The 19659-nt window shown below is 41.3% G+C and carries 17 protein-coding genes and 1 other annotated feature; of the genes, 3 read left to right on the plus strand and 14 right to left on the minus strand.

All coding sequences use genetic code 11. The features are described 5' to 3' along the window. Positions 1-62 precede the first annotated feature (62 nt). From alaS to cymR, 11 genes are all read right to left on the minus strand, one after another. Complete coding sequence (gene alaS, locus JFV29_RS19695) at positions 63-2699, minus strand: alanine--tRNA ligase (RefSeq protein ID WP_201185909.1); 2637 nt, start codon at positions 2697-2699, stop codon at positions 63-65. Positions 2700-2758: 59 nt separating this feature from the next. Continuing rightward, positions 2759-2977 (minus strand) — a binding site (T-box leader). 29 nt (positions 2978-3006) lie between these two features. After that, a complete protein-coding gene (locus tag JFV29_RS19700; protein ID WP_201185911.1) occupies positions 3007-4083 on the minus strand; it encodes an AI-2E family transporter in 1077 nt (358 codons plus the stop codon). A 216-nt stretch (positions 4084-4299) separates the two neighbouring features. Continuing rightward, positions 4300-4515 (minus strand): hypothetical protein, encoded by a 216-nt coding sequence (locus JFV29_RS19705; RefSeq protein ID WP_053348138.1) that lies wholly within the window; start codon positions 4513-4515, stop codon positions 4300-4302. Then, a complete protein-coding gene (locus tag JFV29_RS19710) occupies positions 4505-5047 on the minus strand; it encodes a PRC-barrel domain-containing protein (protein WP_082527677.1) in 543 nt (180 codons plus the stop codon). Before JFV29_RS19710 ends, JFV29_RS19705 begins: the two co-directional genes overlap by 11 nt. A gap of 59 nt (positions 5048-5106) precedes the next feature. Next, on the minus strand, positions 5107-5868 hold the full coding sequence (locus JFV29_RS19715; RefSeq protein ID WP_201185913.1) for a TPM domain-containing protein: 762 nt from the start codon (positions 5866-5868) through the stop codon (positions 5107-5109). After that, positions 5868-6434, minus strand: coding sequence for a LemA family protein (locus JFV29_RS19720; RefSeq protein WP_201185915.1), 567 nt, complete (start codon positions 6432-6434; stop codon positions 5868-5870). Before JFV29_RS19720 ends, JFV29_RS19715 begins: the two co-directional genes overlap by 1 nt. 119 nt (positions 6435-6553) lie before the next feature. After that, positions 6554-8962 carry an SF1B family DNA helicase RecD2 gene (gene recD2, locus JFV29_RS19725; RefSeq protein WP_201185918.1) on the minus strand — a complete coding sequence of 803 codons (2409 nt, stop codon included), beginning with the start codon at positions 8960-8962 and terminating at the stop codon, positions 6554-6556. Positions 8963-8998: 36 nt separating this feature from the next. Beyond that, on the minus strand, positions 8999-9664 hold the full coding sequence (locus tag JFV29_RS19730; protein WP_201185920.1) for a tetratricopeptide repeat protein: 666 nt from the start codon (positions 9662-9664) through the stop codon (positions 8999-9001). Positions 9665-9787: 123 nt separating this feature from the next. Then, positions 9788-10903, minus strand: a complete 1116-nt coding sequence (gene mnmA, locus JFV29_RS19735) for a tRNA 2-thiouridine(34) synthase MnmA (protein WP_053347059.1) — start codon at positions 10901-10903, stop codon at positions 9788-9790. Between the two features lie 29 nt (positions 10904-10932). Beyond that, positions 10933-12078: an IscS subfamily cysteine desulfurase gene (locus JFV29_RS19740; RefSeq protein ID WP_201185922.1), complete on the minus strand. Its 1146-nt coding sequence runs from the start codon at positions 12076-12078 to the stop codon at positions 10933-10935. A 60-nt stretch (positions 12079-12138) separates the two neighbouring features. Further along, positions 12139-12558, minus strand: a complete 420-nt coding sequence (gene cymR, locus JFV29_RS19745) for a cysteine metabolism transcriptional regulator CymR (protein WP_053347061.1) — start codon at positions 12556-12558, stop codon at positions 12139-12141. A gap of 721 nt (positions 12559-13279) precedes the next feature. On the opposite strand from cymR, the gene JFV29_RS19750 reads away from it, so the two are divergent. From JFV29_RS19750 to JFV29_RS19760, 3 genes are all read left to right on the plus strand, one after another. Next, entirely contained in the window at positions 13280-13726 is a 447-nt protein-coding gene (locus JFV29_RS19750; RefSeq protein WP_201185924.1) for a nuclease-related domain-containing protein, read from the plus strand. After that, positions 13690-14259, plus strand: a complete 570-nt coding sequence (locus tag JFV29_RS19755) for a hypothetical protein (protein WP_201185926.1) — start codon at positions 13690-13692, stop codon at positions 14257-14259. The genes JFV29_RS19750 and JFV29_RS19755 overlap by 37 nt, the downstream gene beginning before the upstream one ends. Before the next feature lie 595 nt (positions 14260-14854). Continuing rightward, complete coding sequence (locus tag JFV29_RS19760; RefSeq protein ID WP_201185928.1) at positions 14855-16126, plus strand: replication-associated recombination protein A; 1272 nt, start codon at positions 14855-14857, stop codon at positions 16124-16126. A 29-nt stretch (positions 16127-16155) separates the two neighbouring features. Here JFV29_RS19760 and JFV29_RS19765 read toward each other — a convergent pair whose 3' ends face one another. The 3 genes from JFV29_RS19765 to JFV29_RS19775 all read right to left on the minus strand — a co-directional run bounded on the left by JFV29_RS19765 (position 16156) and on the right by JFV29_RS19775 (position 19640). Then, complete coding sequence (locus tag JFV29_RS19765) at positions 16156-16803, minus strand: hypothetical protein (protein ID WP_056528496.1); 648 nt, start codon at positions 16801-16803, stop codon at positions 16156-16158. 458 nt (positions 16804-17261) lie between these two features. Then, complete coding sequence (locus JFV29_RS19770; protein WP_201185929.1) at positions 17262-19259, minus strand: hypothetical protein; 1998 nt, start codon at positions 19257-19259, stop codon at positions 17262-17264. A gap of 225 nt (positions 19260-19484) precedes the next feature. Next, complete coding sequence (locus tag JFV29_RS19775; RefSeq protein WP_201185930.1) at positions 19485-19640, minus strand: hypothetical protein; 156 nt, start codon at positions 19638-19640, stop codon at positions 19485-19487. Positions 19641-19659 lie beyond the last annotated feature (19 nt).

Raw genomic sequence — 19659 nt, forward strand, 5'->3', positions numbered from 1 at the left:
ATGCACCTCTCCTCAGCGTCCAGAATCCATTATTATCTTCATTGTACAACACTTTTCATTGATTATGAAATCGTTAAGACCCATTCTTCAACAAAATTAAGTGCTGCATCCAATTTTTCTGGGTCTTTTCCACCGGCTTGTGCCATATCTGGTCGGCCGCCGCCGCCTCCACCGCAACGAGATGCGACTTCTTTAATTAATTTACCGGCATGGAAACCGCGTTCGATATAATCCTTCGTAACTCCGGCAATCAAATTGACTTTATCGCCTTGAGCCGATCCTAATACGATAATGACAGAATCAAGCTTTTGTTTCAAATCATCTGCCATAGCACGCAGATTATTCATGTCAGTAGCTTGAACTTTTGCCACTAATACTTGTACACCATTAATTTCTTTTACGTTAGAAACAAGGCTTCCTGCTTCAATATTACTTAATTTTGCAGTCAAGCTTTCATTTTCACGATGAAGATCTTTCACTTCCGCTAAAACTGTTTCAATTCTTGAAGGTACATCTTTCAAGTTTGTTTTCAATTTAGCAGCTGCGTCTTTTAATACACCGATTTGGTCCGTCATCAATTTGTATGCTCCTGCTCCTGTTACTGCTTCGATCCTGCGTGTACCCGCACCGATGCCGCTTTCAGAAACAATTTTGAACAAGCCGATTACCGCTGTATTCGGGACGTGAACACCGCCGCAAAGCTCAAGACTATAATCGCCAATTTGAACGACACGGACTATCTTGCCGTATTTTTCGCCGAACAAGGCCATCGCGCCCATTGCTTTTGCTTCTTCAATGTTTTTATAATCCGTATTCACTTGTAAGCTTTGCCAAATTTTTTCATTTACAATCGTTTCAATCTGTTCAATCTCTTCTGCTGTAATCTGACCGAAGTGAGAGAAGTCAAAACGAAGACGCTCAGCTTGTACCAGTGAACCAGCTTGGTTAACATGTGTTCCTAGTACATCTTTCAAGGCTTGATGTAAAAGATGTGTCGCCGTATGATTTTTCGTAATATGGATGCGGTTTTCTTGATCTACCGCAGCAACAATTTCAGTGTCTGTAGTCAAAGTACCGGCTACAACAGTTACACGGTGCAGGTTTTGGCCATTTGGTGCTTTTTGAACATCATGTACATTCACTTTAACGGATTCACTAGCCATCGTTCCTTTATCAGCTATTTGTCCGCCGCTTTCTGCATAGAAAGGTGTTTGGTTCAGAATCACCTGAACTTCTTCGCCTTCTTGCGCTTCTGTTACAAGCTCGCCATTTTTCACGATTGCCGCAACTTTTGCATCAACTGCCACCTGATCATATCCGACAAATTCACTTCCAACTTTAATGTCGCCTAATACTCCACCTTGAATCTGCATGGAATCCACATCTTGACGAGCAGAGCGAGCACGTTCACGCTGTGCTTCCATTTCTTTTTCGAAGCCAGATTGATCAATCGTCATGCCTTCTTCTTCCGCATATTCTTCCGTTAATTCGATTGGGAAGCCGTATGTGTCATACAAACGGAATGCATCGCTACCTGGAATGACTGTGCCGCCTTTTTCTTTTTCTTTTTTGATGACTTCAGAAAGAATAGCTAGTCCATCATGAAGCGTTTCATGGAACCGTTCTTCTTCATTCTTGATTACTTTCGCAATGAATTCTTTATTAACGAGAACTTCTGGGTAGAAATCTTTCATGATTTCACCAACCACTGTCACAAGCTCGAACATGAATGGACGGTTAATGTTGATTTGCTTCGCATAACGAACCGCTCTACGAAGTAAGCGACGTAGCACATAGCCGCGACCTTCATTGGATGGAAGTGCTCCGTCTCCAACAGCAAATGCTACTGTACGTATATGGTCGGCAATGACTTTAAATGCCACATCTTTTTCTACATCGACACCATATTTCACATCAGAAATTTCTTCAACAGCTCTAATAATTGGGATGAACAGGTCTGTATCATAGTTTGTCGCCACATTTTGCACGACTGAAGCCATACGTTCTAGACCCATGCCTGTATCAATATTTTTCTTCGGAAGCGGTGTATAAGAACCGTCAGGATTATGGTTAAATTGAGAGAACACAAGGTTCCAAACCTCTAAATGCCGTTCATTTTCGCCACCTGGATATAGTTCTGGATCATTCGGGTCATCACCATATTCTGGGCCACGGTCATAGAAAATCTCCGTATTCGGGCCACTTGGACCTTCACCGATGTCCCAGAAATTCTCTTCCAAACGAATGATTCTTTCAGCAGGAACACCGATTTTTTTATTCCAAAGCTCAAATGCTTCGTCATCTTCCGGGTGGATTGTCACCGCTAATTTCTCTTTGTCAAAGCCAATCCATTTTTCGTCGGTCAAAAATTCCCATGCCCATGTGATTGCTTCTTCTTTGAAGTATTCACCAATTGAGAAGTTACCAAGCATTTCGAAAAACGTATGATGACGCGCAGTTTTCCCCACGTTTTCAATATCGTTTGTACGAATTGCTTTTTGTGCATTTGTAATTCTTGGATTTTCAGGGATCACCCGTCCATCAAAATATTTCTTTAACGTTGCTACCCCAGAGTTAATCCATAGCAATGATGGATCTTCATGAGGAACCAATGACGCACTTGGTTCAATGTTATGGCCTTTTTCACTAAAAAAATCTAAATACATTTGGCGGATTTGAGCACCAGTTAAATACTTCATCTATATATCCTCCTTTAAAATTATGTAATTTTGAGCACACAAAAAACTCCCATCCCAAAAACAGGGACGAGAGTTAACTCGCGGTACCACCCTGATTATGGACGTAGAAAAAGCCTTCGTCCATCACCTTCATAAAAGCCTTAACGCGGCATGACGGCAGGTATTAGCTGCTCTCCGGACTAGCTTTCTGCTGCTCTTCACCTTGAAGTCCCTTTCAGCCAGGGGGACCCCTCTCTTTTAGATGGACTTCAGCATACTTCATCCTTCAACGAATTATCTTATGTAATGGATTATATTCACAAGACTTTTATTTGTCAATAAGGGGCGGCCTCTTTCTGAAGTGAACACGGGCATGAAGCACAAAAACTTTCAGTACAGCCAAGATAGGGATTGAAAGTACCATTCCCGTAATCCCGCCTATTTCACCTCCAGCTACCAATGCAAGCATGATGAAAAGTGGGTGCATATGGAGGCTTTTCCCGACAATAAGAGGTGACAGAATATTCCCCTCAAGAAATTGAAGCACAAGCACGATAACTATTATAATCATCACCATTTTCACAGATATTGTGGCGGCAATTATAACCGCAGGAATGGCCCCGATAATCGGTCCAAAATACGGTATGACATTGGTTATTCCGATAATCGCTCCTAACAACAACGGATATTGCATTCCGACTATCCAAAAAAGAATGGATGAGATCACTCCAATTGCAACACAGACGATAATTTGCCCGCGGATATACCCACCTAGGGAAGCGTCAACATCCCGTACGAATGCACGTCCCTGCTTGCGCCATTTTTTCGGGGTCATATACCAGGCCATTTTTTTTAACGCAGCAAAGTCTTTCAGGATATAAAAAGCAATGAATGGAATAAGCGCAATCAGAACAACGAAATCAAACAGCTTCATCGCATACTCCATCGCTTTTTCCGGCATACCTTTCAGCCAGCCTTCGAAAAGAACGACCCCTTCTTCAAACCTTTCATGTATCCCGAACGGCCAGGCCGCCGTTTGATGATTGAGCCTGTCTACCCTGCCTTGATACTGCTCGACCAGCTCAGGAACACTTTCTGACAGCTCACGCACCTGACTAACCATCACCGGAATGCCTTTATAAACCGCAAATCCAATGCCTCCAAAAAACAGCAAGTAAATGATTGTAATCGAAAGCCAGCGATGCATACCTTTCTTATTTAAAAATTCCACAACAGGATGCAATAAATAACTGATGAATGCACCAATGAGAAAAGGCAGCAATACTGTTACACTTATAGTTACAGCCGGTCCCCACATAGGCTTCAGTTTCAAAAAAATATATATAACAAAAAATAAGAGCAATAAAAAACCAAGCCTATAAAACCACTTGAGACGAATACTCACAAAATCTACACCTCCCGCTCGTTTATTCTTCGAAAGGTGAGAGGTTTTCATACATAAAAAAGAGTGCCCTTAGCATCAGGACACCCATTCCCTTTAAAGTAATGATTTTATTCTTTTGCGTATTTTTTTGATATTTCGGTTAATCATTTTTGTGTTCATCATGTTCATAAGACCATTACGTGAACGTCTAGCCATTGCAAGCACCTCTTCCGTTAATTACATGCTGAAGCGGCGGTCATTTTCCTCAAACAAGTCGTCTAATGAGCTTAAACTTCCATCTTCTTCGACCTGGTGCGTATTAATAATTCCCTCAGAAATGGTCATTTCAATAAAACAATTCCAACAATAATATTGATTTACACCAATCTTCCCAACATCTTTACTGCGGCAATTCGGACAATTTATTTCCAAAATGGACACCTCACTGTTCATAAACTGAAACAATGATGGTATCCTTCCCTAATGTAGGCGGCTGTTTAGATTCAATCACTGTCGTCTCCGAGAAAAAACCATCTGTTGTTTCATACGCTATAATCGTGCCCATTTTTTCCCTGAAATATACATCCTGCAGTAAACCGAGCTCCTCTCCCATTTCTGAAAGAAGCATTCGTCCCAATACTTCATCCTTTGTTAGCCAGATGGAATCATCAGGCACCTTCTTTGGGGTTGACTCTTGTTGTATGATGACAATCCCATCCGGACCATATGAAGAAATATCGTCCAGAGTCAAATGAAAAGATCTCTTAAACAATGCTTGTTGATGAATGACCAAACCTGTTACCTGACCCGCTTCAGAAATAGATAAATCATGGACCGTGCCGATTCTTTCTCCTTTGATAGTAAAAACCGGCATTCCTTTCAATACAGAAAACGTCCGCAAGGTCATCCCGCCTTTCCGAACATTTTTATTATTTCTTTCATCTCGTAAATAGATGTGCTGAAAGGTTTTCCATTGTTGAATCATCTTAGAAAACGTAAAGTTTCAGGCATAAAAAAAAGACCGGTTTCCCGGTCAAATCTACCTTACCATCCACGGCTAGAACCTCCGCCACCGGAGCTTCCTCCGCCACCGCCTCGTGAGCCACCGCCACCACTGCCGCCTCCGCGACTAATGAACATCAATAGGATATTGATGATAATTTGAAGGAAAAATCCTTTAAACAATTTGGCATCGAGGATGAACAAAATGATGACCACAACGATGATGAGAAAAATCTGTATACCTGATGGCTTAAAAGTTCCTGTATCTGTCTGAACGGAAAGATCTTGATAAAACTCGTCACCTAAATTATATTCCTCGGTGACCTCGTTATAAACAGCCTTATAGGTTTCAGTCAGAGCAAGATTGTAATTACCTTCTTTCAGCTGAGGGATTGCCACATTGTCCAAAATCTGTCCTGATTTTATATCAGTAATGGCACCTTCTAACCCGTACCCCACTTCAATCCGGATTTTCTGCTCCTCTTCGGCCAGAACAATGAGGACTCCGTTATTTAGCTCTGCATCCCCGAGCTTGAATTTCCTAAATGCTTCGACCGAGTATTCCTCTATTTCAGAGCCTTCCATTGAGTCAACGGTCAAAACAGAGATTTGTGCTTTTGTAGCATCATCTAATCGTTTTCCCAATTCTATAAGCTCTGATTTTTCCTGATCATCGAGGACTCCAGCAAAATCCTGGACATAAATATCTCCAACAGGTTTCGGAATGTTAGGTTCTGCTGCGACTACGTTTGCTAAATTGAAAGTGAAAATAAAAAATAGCGCAAACACAGCGAGTTTTTTCATTATTTATCGCTCCCGAAATCAACTTTCGGCGTTTCTTTTTCTTGATCAGTCACTTCAAAATATGGTTTTACATCGAACCCAAATGCGCTAGCCATCATATTCTTTGGAAAGCGTTTAATGGTCTTGTTATACGTGGTTACTTCGTCATTATAGTCTTTTCTTGCGACGGTCAATCTATTTTCTGTTCCTTCTAAACTATCCATAAGGCCCTTAAAGTTCTCATTGGCTTTCAAATCCGGATAGTTCTCGACGACCACCAAAAGGCGGCTTAACGCCCCACTCAGTTCTTGATCTGCATTAATGGCATCTTCCGTTGAATTAGCACCTGCCAACTTTGAACGTGCATCACTGACCGCTTTAATGGCTTCAGTTTCGTGCGATGCATAACCTTTTACCGTTTCCACAAGATTCGGAATCAAATCTGCTCTTCGTTTTAATTGGTTATCTACCTGTGACCACTTATTGTCGACGTCTTCATTGGCACTTACAAGCCCATTGTAAGAAGAAACCCCATATATGACAATTAAAACGACAACAACTAATCCTATAATCCATCCCTTTTTCATCCAAATCCTCCTTACTCTTTCTGCACATATAAACTATATTTTATATTAGTTCCACTAAAACTATGAATTTTAAACAAAATTTATCCAAACCAGGTAAAGAACCAGACATTAATCTCCACCTACATAAAATCATAAGGTGTGACATTACCCATCCCAATCATCGGATCTTCATGCATCAGTATGTCAAAATAACTTTCCTCTTGCATTGGCAACTCTGCAGATTCAGCTGGCATTTCTTCATCATTCAAAGTTTCACGAAGTTTTTCAAGTAATGTAGTTTTCCGGCGCATTTCATCATTGCGCTCGATACCTAAACGGAAAGCATCTTCTTCACCACAAAGTATCAAGAAATTCTTGCTTCGGGTAATCGCTGTATACAATAGATTACGTCGGAGCATCCGATAATAACTTTTTACAACAGGCAAAATCACAATGGGAAACTCGCTTCCCTGCGATTTATGGATTGAACAGCAATACGCGTGGGTAATCTGGTTCAAATCCTGTTTCGTGTAAGTTACTTCAATGCCTTCAAACGATATAATGATCTTATCGACATGATCAGTATTTTCCTTCGCAAACAAAATTGACACGATTTCACCCATATCACCGTTAAAGACGCCTTCTTCCGGCTGGTTCACCAGTTGAAGCACTTTGTCTCCCGTTCGGTAGATCACGTCTCCAAACTTGATTTCCCGCCGCTTTTCATTCACATTGCTATTAAACACTTCTTGCAGCATTTTATTCAACGCATCAATCCCGGCAGGTCCTCTATACATTGGGGCCAGCACTTGAATATCTTTGGCAGTGAAACCCTTCGTCCTGGCATTCGCAACAACTTTCTCAATAACCTGAGCGATTTGGTCAGTTTTACAGCGAATGAACGATCGATCTTCCTGCTGCTTCGTAACATCATTTGGAAGCCGGCCTTTTTTTATATCATGGGCCAGTTCAATGATTGATGAACCATCCGCTTGACGATAAATATGCTCAAGACTAACAGTCGGCACACAATTCGAAGCAAGCAAATCCTTTAGCACCTGTCCCGGTCCGACTGAAGGCAGCTGATCTTCATCACCAACTAAAATCACTTGGCAATTTTCCGGCAAAGCTTTAAACAATTGATGAGCTAACCACGTATCCACCATAGAAACCTCATCAATAATGACAATGCGGCCTTCTAACTGATTATCTTCATCATGGGAAAAGCCTTCACTTCCGTTCCATCCAAGCAAGCGGTGAATCGTAACAGCAGGAAGACCCGTCGATTCAGCCATGCGTTTCGCTGCACGTCCAGTAGGTGCCGCAAGCACAAATGGGAACGGATCACTGCCCTCTTTTTTATAATCGTTAATGTCCATAGATACACCATGAAGTTCGGCATATAACTCGACAATCCCTTTGATAACCGTTGTCTTCCCCGTACCAGGTCCACCCGTCAGAATCAACATAGGCGACTGCAGGGCTGTTTGTATCGCCTCTTTTTGAGCTGAGGCATAGGAAACATTTAGACGCTCTTCCAGCTTACCAAGTGCCAGTAAAAATTCCGATTCTGGGAACTGGTCTTCATACTCGGTTTGTGCTAGCATCCGCTTGATGTTCATAACAATTCCCTTTTCAGAATAGTAAAGGGATGGCAGGTAAATTCGTTGATCTTCGACAACGATTTTCCCCGCCTCCGTTAATTCGATTATTTCCGAGGAAATGTTTGTGAACTCAATTCGATCGCGCTTATTTTCCTCAAGCAGCCGCTTGACAGCTTCCAACAGCTGCTCAGCTTCTATGTAGATATTTCCATCCTGCAGACATTGTGATTCTAGTGTATATAAGCACGCAGCCTTGATACGATCAGGATGGTTACCGGAAATGCCGAGCTGATGCCCAAGCTCATCCGCTCGCCCAAAACCAATTCCTTCGATATCCTCCACAAGCTTATATGGATTTCCCTGAACCATGGTGATTGTATCATGCTTATACATTTGATAAATCTTCATAGACAGCTGTGGACCAAAGCCATATTGATTAAGAGCAATCATTACCTGTTCCAGACCTTGATGTTCGACTAAAGTATCATAGAGACTCTTCGCCTTTTCCCCGGATAGCTTCGGAATATCATCAAGTATGGAAGGCTGAGCCAGAATTTTAGAAATTGCCTTCTCCCCGAGTGTTTCGACAATGCTTTCGGCTGTTTTTTTCCCAATACCTTTGAACAGTTCACCAGATAAATAACTGACGATTCCTTCCTTGGATTGGGGCAAATCCTTTCGAAAATGCTCAACATGAAATTGAAGACCAAAACGTTGGTGCTCTTTCATTGCTCCATAAAAAATATACGTCTCATCCTCATGCATCCTCGGAAAATAACCCGTGACGACCGCTTCTCTCTCGTCATAGTTCAAATTCGTTTCATTCACACGGATTCTTACAACCGAGTACATATTTTCTTCATTATGAAAGATCGTCACTAAATGACTTCCTTTCATAAACATTTTCTCTTCTGCAAACAAATCCATCGAATCTTGCTGGCTCAACGCTTCTCCCCACCCTTCCATACATATGTCGTCTATTTATTCAGCATTCATTTCTTCCATCAATTTCTTACCGTGTGCCGCCAACATATGGTCTGGCTGTGCTTCCAATGCTTTTTCAAAATATGTTATCGCAGCTTGCGGATCTTCACGGTACCCAGCAAACGCAACCCCTAAATTATAATAAGCATCCGCATGGCCTGGATCCTGTTCAACCACTAAATTCAATTGATTGATCAATTCATCATACAGTTCCGCATTTGCTAGGCAAAGCGCATACTGGAACCTTGCATCCACATCCTCAGGACTCAATTCCACCGTTCTCTGTAAATAAGGCATAGCCAATTTCGGTTGATCTAACGCCATCAACGTCAATCCAAGCATAAAGTAAGCATCGCTGTTCTCAAGACCCAAACGGATTGCTTTTTCAAACATATCTTTCGCTTCGACTAATTTAGAATCTAATTCGTAGTATAAGTTCCCTAGCGAATAATAAGCTGCCGCTGCATTTTCATCAAGCTCAATCGCCTTTTTATAAAACTTGATGGCTTTTTCCGTTTCACCGACAGCTGTAAGTACATTTCCAAAGTTTATGTATGCAACCGGCTCCTTCGGGTTTTCTTCTATAGCCTCATTAAAAACTTTAGCCGCTTCTTCGTATTTTCCTTGTTGCATAAACTCAATACCTTGTTGATTTTTATCCATGATCATTCACGCTCCATTTTTATATTAAAAAGTATAGCATAAGCTAGCAGTGTAATTCAGACGATGCTGTTCACAATCCAAAAGAAGTCCCCAACCGCAAACACAGCTGGGGACATGATTATTTTACCCTACGTAAGTCAGTTTTTCACCTTTTTTAAATACTTCATCAATCGTACCGCCACCTAGGCATACGTCTCCATCATAGAAAACAACTGCTTGTCCAGGTGTAATCGCGCGGATTGGCTCATCAAATATGACTTCGACATCGCCACTTTCCAATACTTTCACCGTAACGCCGCTGTCCTCTTGACGGTACCGGAATTTTGCCGTACACGTAAATTCCGCTGCAGGTTTATGTTCCGCTACCCAACTGACATTCACAGCATTCAGGGAATTGGAATAAAGCACATCGTTATCAAAGCCTTGACACACATATAAAACATTGCGCTTCAAGTCTTTTCCCGCAACGAACCAAGGCTCGCCGCTGCCGCCGATACCAAGACCGTGACGTTGCCCGATTGTGTAATACATCAAACCGTCATGCTTACCCATAACCTTGCCTTCCATCGTAACCATATCACCCGGTTGTGCTGGAAGATAATTGCTTAAAAATTCTTTGAAATTACGTTCCCCGATAAAACAAATACCCGTTGAATCTTTTTTCGTTGCCGTTGCAAGACCCGCTTCTTTCGCAATTTCACGAACTTCCTTCTTATCAATGTGACCAAGTGGGAACATGACTTTTTCCAATTGTTCTTGAGTAAGCTGGTTCAAGAAGTACGTTTGATCTTTATTATTATCGACACCGCGAAGCATTTTATATTCGCCATCTCTGTATTCAACCTGTGCGTAATGACCTGTCGCTACATAGTCAGCACCAAGGCTTACCGCATGCTCAAGGAATGCCTTGAACTTAATTTCCTTGTTACACATTACGTCCGGATTCGGCGTACGGCCTGCTTTGTACTCATCCAAGAAATACGTAAAAACTTTATCCCAATATTGCTTTTCAAAGTTGACTGCATAATAAGGGATACCGATTTGATTACAAACGGCAATCACATCATTGTAATCTTCCGTTGCTGTACAGACTCCGTTTTCATCTGTATCGTCCCAGTTTTTCATGAAAATTCCAACTACGTCGTAGCCTTGATTTTTCAATAGCAGGGCTGATACAGAAGAATCGACGCCTCCTGACATCCCAACGACGACGCGGGTGTCTTGTGGTGCTTTATTCATTCTGTCACCTCATTTATTTAAAGAAAAAATTATTGTTGTACCAATCTTTTAACGATCTTCACGGTTGTTTCAGCAGCCTGCCTAACTTCCTGTTCGGTGTTGTTCAGACCGAAGCTGAAACGAATCGAATTCTTCGTCCGCTCCGAACCTTTTCCAAACATCGCTACGAGCACATGCGACGGTTCAATTGACCCAGCTGTACAAGCAGATCCACTTGATACCGCAACACCGGCCAAGTCCAGATTAACGAGCATCGATTCAACATTCGTACCCGGAAAACTAACATTCAGCACATGTGGCAGCGACTGCTCCATAGATCCGTTAATTTCATATTGTACATCCGCCTCGTCAAAGACGGCAAGCAATACGTCTTTAAATTGCAAGTATTGCTCCGTTTTCTTATCCATCATGCTTTGAGCAATCAAAACCGCTTCGGCAAAACCAGCAATTGCCGGCACACTTTCCGTACCAGCCCGACGTTTACGCTCCTGTTCTCCGCCATATAAATGGGGATTCAGCTTTAACCCTTCTCGCATATATAAAAAGCCGATTCCTTTTGGTCCGTTGATTTTATGCGCTGATACACTCAGCAAATCCACGCCCAACTCGCGGACATCAATATGAATCAGTCCATATGCCTGTACCGCATCAGTATGGAAAAAGGCTTGATGATCCTTAAGCAGTTGTCCGATTTCAGCAATCGGCTGGATAGTCCCAACTTCGTTATTACCAAACATAACCGAAACCAAAATTGTATCTTCCCGCAATGCCGCTTTTAAATCGGCAATCGAAATAAGCCCCGCTTCATTCACAGGTAAATATGTGACCTCAAAGCCAGACTTCTCAAGGAATTGGCATGTATGCAATACTGCATGGTGCTCAATCTCTGTCGTAATGATATGCTTTCCCTTTTCTTTATACGCATTCGCAATCCCAATAATCGCCGTATTATCTGCTTCTGTTCCACCGCTCGTAAAAATGATTTCATTCCGCCCGGCCCCGATACTTGTGGCAATACTTAAACGCGCTTCATCTAAAACATGGCGCGCTTCCCGCCCGAACGCATGAATACTAGACGGATTACCAAAGTCATGGCTCATGACTGTCATCATCTTATCAATCACATTCGGATGCATCGGTGAAGTCGCAGCATGATCTAAATATATTCTGTTCACTTTTTTGTCGCCTCCATTAAAAAACGCAAGCGCCTATATAATAGGCGCGTTGCTAATCACTTAAATATAATACATATAAGAATTGATTTCACCAGTATCCTTGTAGTTCGCCAAATCCATCAACGTAGTATTATCCAATACATCCTTCACAGCATCACGAATCCGAATCCAAAGCTGACGTTTTACCGGCTCTTCATCCTCAATTCCCTCAACCGGAGTAATCGGTCCTTCCAATACGCGAATGACATCACCAGAAGTAATCTCCTGAGGATCTTTTGATAGGACATACCCACCATATGCACCACGAACACTCTTCACCAATCCTGCATTACGAAGTGGCGCAATCAGCTGCTCCAAGTAATGCTCTGACAAACTATGCGTCTGAGCAATCGATTTCAAACTTTTCGGACCTTCTCCATAATGTTTAGCAAGCTCAATCATGATCGTTAAACCATAGCGGCCTTTAGTAGATATCTTCATTAATATACACCTCATATTATTTATCCGTTTATAAATTCTGTTGAAATTATAGCATATTCCCACTAGAAATGCATTCACCCGCCCTTCATTTGTCAAATTATCCTAATTGGAGAGGTAGGAAAAGAGTTAAATATATTGCTCAAGGACGAATTATCTTCTCTCAAGGACGAATTATCTTAGCTCAAGGACGAATTATTCCGCTTGACGGACGAATTATCTTCTCTCAAGGACGAATTATTCCGTTTAACGGACGAATTAACTTCTCTCAAGGACGATTGTTCCGCTGACGGACGAATTTTCTTCTCTCAAGGACGAATTATTCCGCTGACGGACGAATTTTCTTAGCTCAAGGACGAATTATTCCGCTGACGGACGAATTTTCTTAGCTCAAGGACGAATTATTCCGCTTGACGGACGAATTATTCCGCTTGACGGACGAATTTTCTTCTCTCAAGGACGAATTATTCCGCTGACGGACGAATTTTCTTCTCTCAAGGACGATTGTTCCGCTGACGGACGAATTTTCTTCTCTCAAGGACGAATTGTTCCGCTGACGGACGAATTATCTTCTCTCAAGGACGAATTATCTTCTATGTAAAACCAACGTACATTTTTTAAAACGAAAGTTCTGTTCTTTGACACATTTATTTTCACTAAAAATACAGGAAACCTATCATTAATAGAGAATATTTCTATTAAAATATCGATAAGGAGTGGTTAAATGATTATTAAAGAATGCGAGATACCTTTAAAAGTACATATGATAGAAGCTCTAATGAGGCGCTTACCACCTGATCATGCCAGGCAACCGATATTAAACTTAGATATCAAAAAAATCAAAGCTGGATATAGCGGAGAATATAGAGTCTTATCAACTCTAAATGCCCTTCCTGAAAAAGAGTATCTACTCTTTCATGACCTCCGTCTAATCGGATTACCCTTCCCCTTCCAAATGGACATCCTTATTCTAACTTCTTATTTTCTATTAATTATTGAAGTGAAAAACATGGCTGGTGAAATCTATTTCGACAACACATTCAATCAACTTATCCGCACAAATACAGATGGAAAAACGGAAGCTTTTGATGATCCAATTCTGCAAGTGAATCGGCAGCGCCAACAGCTGTTAGAATGGTTGAAATCAAAAAAATCATCAACATTCCAGTAGAAACATTAGTCGTCAGTGCCAATTCGTCAACTATAATACGAGCTGAGAATAGAGATATTAATAGAAAAGTGATACGTAAAGATAGTATTCTTATAAAAATTGGAGAATTCAAAGAAAAATATAAAAAGAAAATCCTTTCAACTAGAGATATGAAGAGAATATCTACTTTATTGCTCGACGAACATACACCTTATATTCCAAAGCTTTTAGAAGGTTATGGAATTCCTATTAACGCCCTTCAAACAGGAGTGTACTGCCATAAATGCTATGCATTTTCTATGGAGAGGCGATTAAGAAAGTGGATTTGCCGCATATGTTTGCATTCTTCCCATGATGCCCACATCTCCGCACTTCAGGATTATGTATGCCTCGTTAAACCTACCATTACCAACAGCGAATTCCGGCAATTCCTCCAACTCAAATCTCCATCCAGCGCAAAAAAATTATTAACTTCATTAAAGTTAAATCATTCTGGCCACACCAAAGGAAGAGTTTACTCTTTACGTTCGATTATTGAGGATAGGACGAAATAATTGGTGTGAAGGACGGATTATTTTCCTGAAGGTCGAAATAACTTCCTGAAGGACGAATTAATTTGAACCACGGACGAATTAACTTCCTGAAGGTCGATTTAGTTTGAACCACGAACGAATTCATTCACTGAAGGTCGAATTAGTTTGACCCACGGACGAATTTTCTCACTGAAGGTCGAATTATTCCAACCCACGGACGAATTAACTTCCTGAAGGTCGAATTAACTTCCTGAAGGTCGAATTAACTTCCTGAAGGTCGAATTAATTTGCTCAACGGACGAATTCATTCACTGAAGGTCGAATTAGTTTGACCCACGGACGAATTTTCTCACTGAAGGTCGAATTATTCCAACCCACGGACGAATTAACTTCCTGAAGGTCGAATTAGTTTGCTCAACGGACGAATTAACTTCCAGAAGGTCGAATTAGTTTGCTCAACGGACGAATTTTCTCACTGAAGGTCGAATTATTCCGACCCACGGACGAATTAACTTCCTGAAGGTCGATTTAAATACTAATTCAACTGGATTCACAGCATAATCAGAGCATTTTACCCTTTATTTGTGATACCTTATATAAAAAGGAGAGGTGCGCAATGAATATTAAACCGCTTGCTTTCCGGATGCGGCCTCGGTCGATTGATGAAATCATTGGACAGGAGCATCTGGTCGGTGAAGGAAAGATTATCGCAAGGATGGTCAAAGCCAAGCAGTTATCTTCAATGATTCTGTATGGTCCGCCTGGAATTGGTAAGACATCGATTGCTAGTGCGATTGCCGGAAGTACGAAGTTTGCGTTCCGGACGCTGAACGCGGTAACCAATAACAAGAAAGATATGGAGATTGTCGCTGCTGAAGCGAAGATGTCTGGTAAAGTGATATTACTGCTTGACGAGGTCCATCGCCTTGATAAAGCGAAACAGGATTTCCTATTGCCTTATCTCGAAAACGGGATGATTACCTTAATTGGCGCGACGACTAGTAATCCTTATCATGCAATCAATCCGGCAATCCGTAGCCGGTGCCAGATTTTCGAGCTCAAATCATTGGAAATCAGCGATATCACAAAAGCCCTGGAACGTGCACTTCATGATGAAGAGCACGGACTTGGTCAATATAAAACAGAGGTCAGCATTGATGCCCTTACGCATTTTGCGACCGCTTCGAACGGAGATGTCCGCAGCGCTCTGAACGCCCTAGAGCTTGCTGTTATTTCCACCGAACCTGACGAGTCTGAAACGATTATTATAGATTTACAAATTGCCGAGGAATGCATGCAGAAAAAAAGCTTTTCACATGACAAGGATGGAGATGCTCACTATGACGTCCTGTCCGCTTTCCAAAAATCAATCCGTGGCAGCGATGTGAATGCTGCCCTTCATTATTTAGGGCGCTTGGTGGAAGCCGGCGACCTTGTCAGCATTGCCCGCCGTTTGGTCGTCATTGCTTACGAGGACATTGGTCTTGCTAATCCGCAGGCTGGCCCGCGAGCCCTCGCTGCAGTTGAAGCCGCTGAACGGCTCGGTTTTCCAGAAGCCCGGATTCCACTGGCCAACTCAGTTGTCGAGCTGTGCTTATCACCGAAATCAAACACAGCCTATATCGCGATTGACGCAGCCTTATCTGATATTCGCAGCGGCCATAGCGGTGACGTTCCTGACCATCTTAAGGATGCCCATTACAAAGGGGCAAAAGATCTCGGCCGAGGCATCGACTATCTATATCCGCATGACTACGAAAACGGCTGGGTGAAGCAGCAATACTTACCTAACAAACTCCGCAACAAAAAATATTATAAACCGAAAAAGAGCGGGAAATTTGAACAAGCCCTTGCCTCGGTCTATGAAAATATTGAGAAAAAGAAATAACTCCGGATCACACCAGACCCGGAGTTTTTTCATTGAGGAAAATGAAAGCTTTTCACATGTCTCATATTGACAAAAACCGTATCACCTTGAGCATTCACCATCTCAATGATGCTGTCTTGCAGATGATTGATTTTCCCAATATCCATCGGATGCCTACCTAAATTGAGCACGACCAGTTTATTAGTTAACTTTTTTAACTGTTCCTCTAATGTCCGTGCCCAGCTTAAAGTAGAGACCTGAAGAAGTTGTTCACTTTTGTTCAAGCCGTACGGCCCTTTTTCTTCATCACAAACTGTAAGCCACTTTAAATGATCCATCGAGATGAACATCGTTTTAAACACAGGTGAATAAAAGACAAAGTAGTTATTCATAATGCCCACGATATAGCCATAGACCGGATTTGTTTTAGCGAGTAAAATTTCAACAAACATGCCCTTCGCGTTCATCAACAATTTGCGGAACGACGTCTCACTGATTTCTGGATCTACCCCCATCTCAATCTCCTCATCCGTTATTGGAAAGGAAAAATTTTTAATGTGCCTTAATGGAATGTAGCGGTACACTTTTCCCGTATACAGGACAATAATGTCCGAACTTGCTTCTATTAAAATCCCAACTACTTGAATATTTCCAGAGAGTTCTAGTTCAATATACTGACCAATATTTTTAGATAACAAGTTGTGACCACCTTTCTATTTTATTGTTTAAAAAACTCAAATCCCACCAATAAGCCATTTTGTCCAAATCATCCACAGGCAGGATGTAAAACTGTCAGTTAAACACTAAGACTAAGCCTTTCTTATTTTGTAACCGGAACACTTAGCTAAATTGCATTTGAATCGCCTTGCTTGGCCAATTTTTTTCGGAAATTAGTCATAACTGTGTTAGGGTTTCATCAGTGAGAAGCAACATTTCAATCTCTCAATTCTATCCCGATGACCTTTACAGCATTAAATTTATACCATTGTGGACTACTATCAACGCGCTTGTAGCCGCAGTAAAATCGCTCCTCGTATCCAGTAAAAGGATTACACTTTTAAGAGTAATAGAATACATTTTCCATTACGAGCACTAGCGGCATGTCCACTTTTCATAAGAAGGCACAACAACTTTGTTAGTTGCTGTACCTGTATGGTCAATCTTCTTCTTTTTTATATTTATAGGTACCATTCGCTGCTTTAATCATATTTTCAAGCCACATTTGCTTAAATATATTTACACGACGAGTACGCCCCTTAGGTCTGACATTCTCTTCACCCTCAAGACCGACATTCTCTTCACCCTCAGGACCGACACTCTCTTCACCCTCAGCTGGACTTTCATTTAAATTATTTTCTTCTGTTGAGAATTCAATTGTACCAAATCCCTCGATAAGGCATTCATTTGAATTGCCTTCTTCTGATGAGCTTTCAGTTGAACTACTTTCATCTGATGAGCTTTCTGTTGGATTGCCTTCTTCCGATGAGCTTTCAATTGAACTACTTTCATCTGATGAGCTTTCTGTTGGATTGCCTTCTTCCGATGAGCTTTCTGTTGAACTACTTTCTTCCGATGAGCTTTCTGTTGGATTGCCTTCTTCCGATGAGCTTTCTGTTGAATTGCTTTCTTCTGATGAACTTTCTGTTGGATTGCCTTCTTCTGATGAGCTTTCTGTTGGATTACCTTCTTCTGATGAGCTTTCTGTTGGATTGCTTTCTTCTGATGAGCTTTCTGTTGGATTGCCTTCTTCTGATGAGCTTTCATTTGAACTACTTTCATCCGATGAACTTTCTGTTGGATTGCCTTCTTCTGATGAGCTTTCTGTTGGATTACCTTCTTCTGATGGGCTTTCTGTTGGATTGCTTTCTTCTGATGGGCTTTCTGTTGGATTGCTTTCTTCTGATGAGCTTTCTGTTGGATTGCCTTCTTCTGATGGGCTTTCTGTTGGATTGCCTTCTTCTGATGAGCTTTCTGTTGTACCTTCTTCTTCTGAGCTTTCAGTTGTTCCACTTTCGTATGGTGAGCTTTCTTCTGTACCACTTTCGTATGATGAACTCTCAGTTGTGTCACTTTCGTATGATGAGCTTTCTGTTGTATCACTTTCGTATGATGAGCTCTCTGTTGTATCACATTCGTATGATGAGCTTTCAGCTGTATCACTTTCGTATGATGAGCTTTCTGTTGTATCACATTCGTATGATGAGCTTTCTGTTGTATCACTTTCATATGATGAGCTTTCTGTTGTATCACTTTCGTATGATGAACTTTCTGTTGTATCACTTTCGTATGATGAGCTCTCTGTTGAATTACCGTTTTCTGATGAGTTCTGATTTGAATTACTGTTTTCTGTTGATCCTTCATTTGAATTACTGTTTTCTGTTGATCCTTCATTTGAATTACCGTTTTCTGATGAGTTCTGATTTGAATTACTGTTTTCTGTTGATCCTTCATTTGAATTACTGTTTTCTGTTGAGTCGTTGTTTGAACTATTTTCATCCTCATCCTTTGCTAAGGACAAAACTTTGATTTGTTCGGTGGTAACATAAAATATTTCTTCATTTTTAACAACAATGACGTGCTCGTCAGCCACTTCAACCAGTACTCCGTCTACCTTTTCAGGTCCGCCGGTATTAATCGAAACCCAGTTGTGGATAAGCAAGGATAGGACGTCATTAAGTGTAATTGCACCAGAAAAGGTAACCTCAGATGAATCATCATTAGATTGGCTTTCCAAGATGGTTACATTTTTAACGTTTGAAAACGGGAATACGACAAGCCCGTCCTTCTCGGTGGATAACACTAAAAACTCCTCTTTTGCATCTAAAACCCGGCCAATCTTTGATTCCGGCCCTCCACCATTCACTTTAATGGAGCTACCAACAAGTGTTTCCAATAATCCCAAATAAGTATTTGGAAAAACACGCGCTTCATCTACCGGTAATACATCAACACCTGATTTTCTCGCTTGCCCGATTACCATTTTCAAATACTGACTGGCATAATAAACTAATTGATTATCTTCTGTTTGAAGAACAATATAATCGTCCTTCACTTCTAATAGCTTGCCTTCTCTAGAATCCGGCCCGCCTTTAAACACCTTCACAAATTTACCTTTCAAAGCGTCAAGGTACGGTAAACTAACATTCTCTGCCATTTTTCCTTTAGCCTCCAATAGTTATTTATACTTTAATGATATCCGTACTGCATATATATGCGCCTCCTTTCTAATACGGACTCTGCTAATCACCCATTTTAAAGAAATCGTCGTTCACCCTAGAAATATTTTGGTGAATCTTTTAGATTCAAATGCTTTCTCCTTGCAAACAAAAAAATAACCTCGGAAACTTTCCCGAAGCTACTTGATTATTTTCCCTTCATACTATGAAATTAGCACACGGGCACTTTCCTTTTGCCCGGATTTTGTAAATGTCACATAGACCTTTCCTGATTTTTTACCGAGTTGCTTAATGGAAGATGTCACTCTTTTCCCCTTTACCGTTAATTTAGCAAACACACCACCTTTTGAGTTGTTCACCTTAACTACTCACTTTCAC

Source organism: Peribacillus sp. TH16, from assembly GCF_016651095.1.
Taxonomy (GTDB): Bacteria; Bacillota; Bacilli; order Bacillales; family DSM-1321; genus Peribacillus; species Peribacillus butanolivorans.

Excerpts from the sequence above, each read along its gene's own strand:
- alaS (WP_201185909.1), bottom strand. The coding sequence starts at position 2,699 with ATGAAGTATTTAACTGGTGCTCAAATCCGCCAAATGTATTTAGATTTT.
- JFV29_RS19705 (WP_053348138.1), bottom strand. The coding sequence starts at position 4,515 with ATGAACAGTGAGGTGTCCATTTTGGAAATAAATTGTCCGAATTGCCGC.
- JFV29_RS19710 (WP_082527677.1), bottom strand. The coding sequence starts at position 5,047 with ATGATTCAACAATGGAAAACCTTTCAGCACATCTATTTACGAGATGAA.
- JFV29_RS19715 (WP_201185913.1), bottom strand. The coding sequence starts at position 5,868 with ATGAAAAAACTCGCTGTGTTTGCGCTATTTTTTATTTTCACTTTCAAT.
- JFV29_RS19720 (WP_201185915.1), bottom strand. The coding sequence starts at position 6,434 with ATGAAAAAGGGATGGATTATAGGATTAGTTGTTGTCGTTTTAATTGTC.
- JFV29_RS19730 (WP_201185920.1), bottom strand. The coding sequence starts at position 9,664 with ATGGATAAAAATCAACAAGGTATTGAGTTTATGCAACAAGGAAAATAC.
- mnmA (WP_053347059.1), bottom strand. The coding sequence starts at position 10,903 with ATGAATAAAGCACCACAAGACACCCGCGTCGTCGTTGGGATGTCAGGA.
- cymR (WP_053347061.1), bottom strand. The coding sequence starts at position 12,558 with ATGAAGATATCTACTAAAGGCCGCTATGGTTTAACGATCATGATTGAG.
- JFV29_RS19750 (WP_201185924.1), top strand. The coding sequence starts at position 13,280 with ATGATTATTAAAGAATGCGAGATACCTTTAAAAGTACATATGATAGAA.
- JFV29_RS19755 (WP_201185926.1), top strand. The coding sequence starts at position 13,690 with ATGGTTGAAATCAAAAAAATCATCAACATTCCAGTAGAAACATTAGTC.
- JFV29_RS19760 (WP_201185928.1), top strand. The coding sequence starts at position 14,855 with ATGAATATTAAACCGCTTGCTTTCCGGATGCGGCCTCGGTCGATTGAT.
- JFV29_RS19770 (WP_201185929.1), bottom strand. The coding sequence starts at position 19,259 with ATGGCAGAGAATGTTAGTTTACCGTACCTTGACGCTTTGAAAGGTAAA.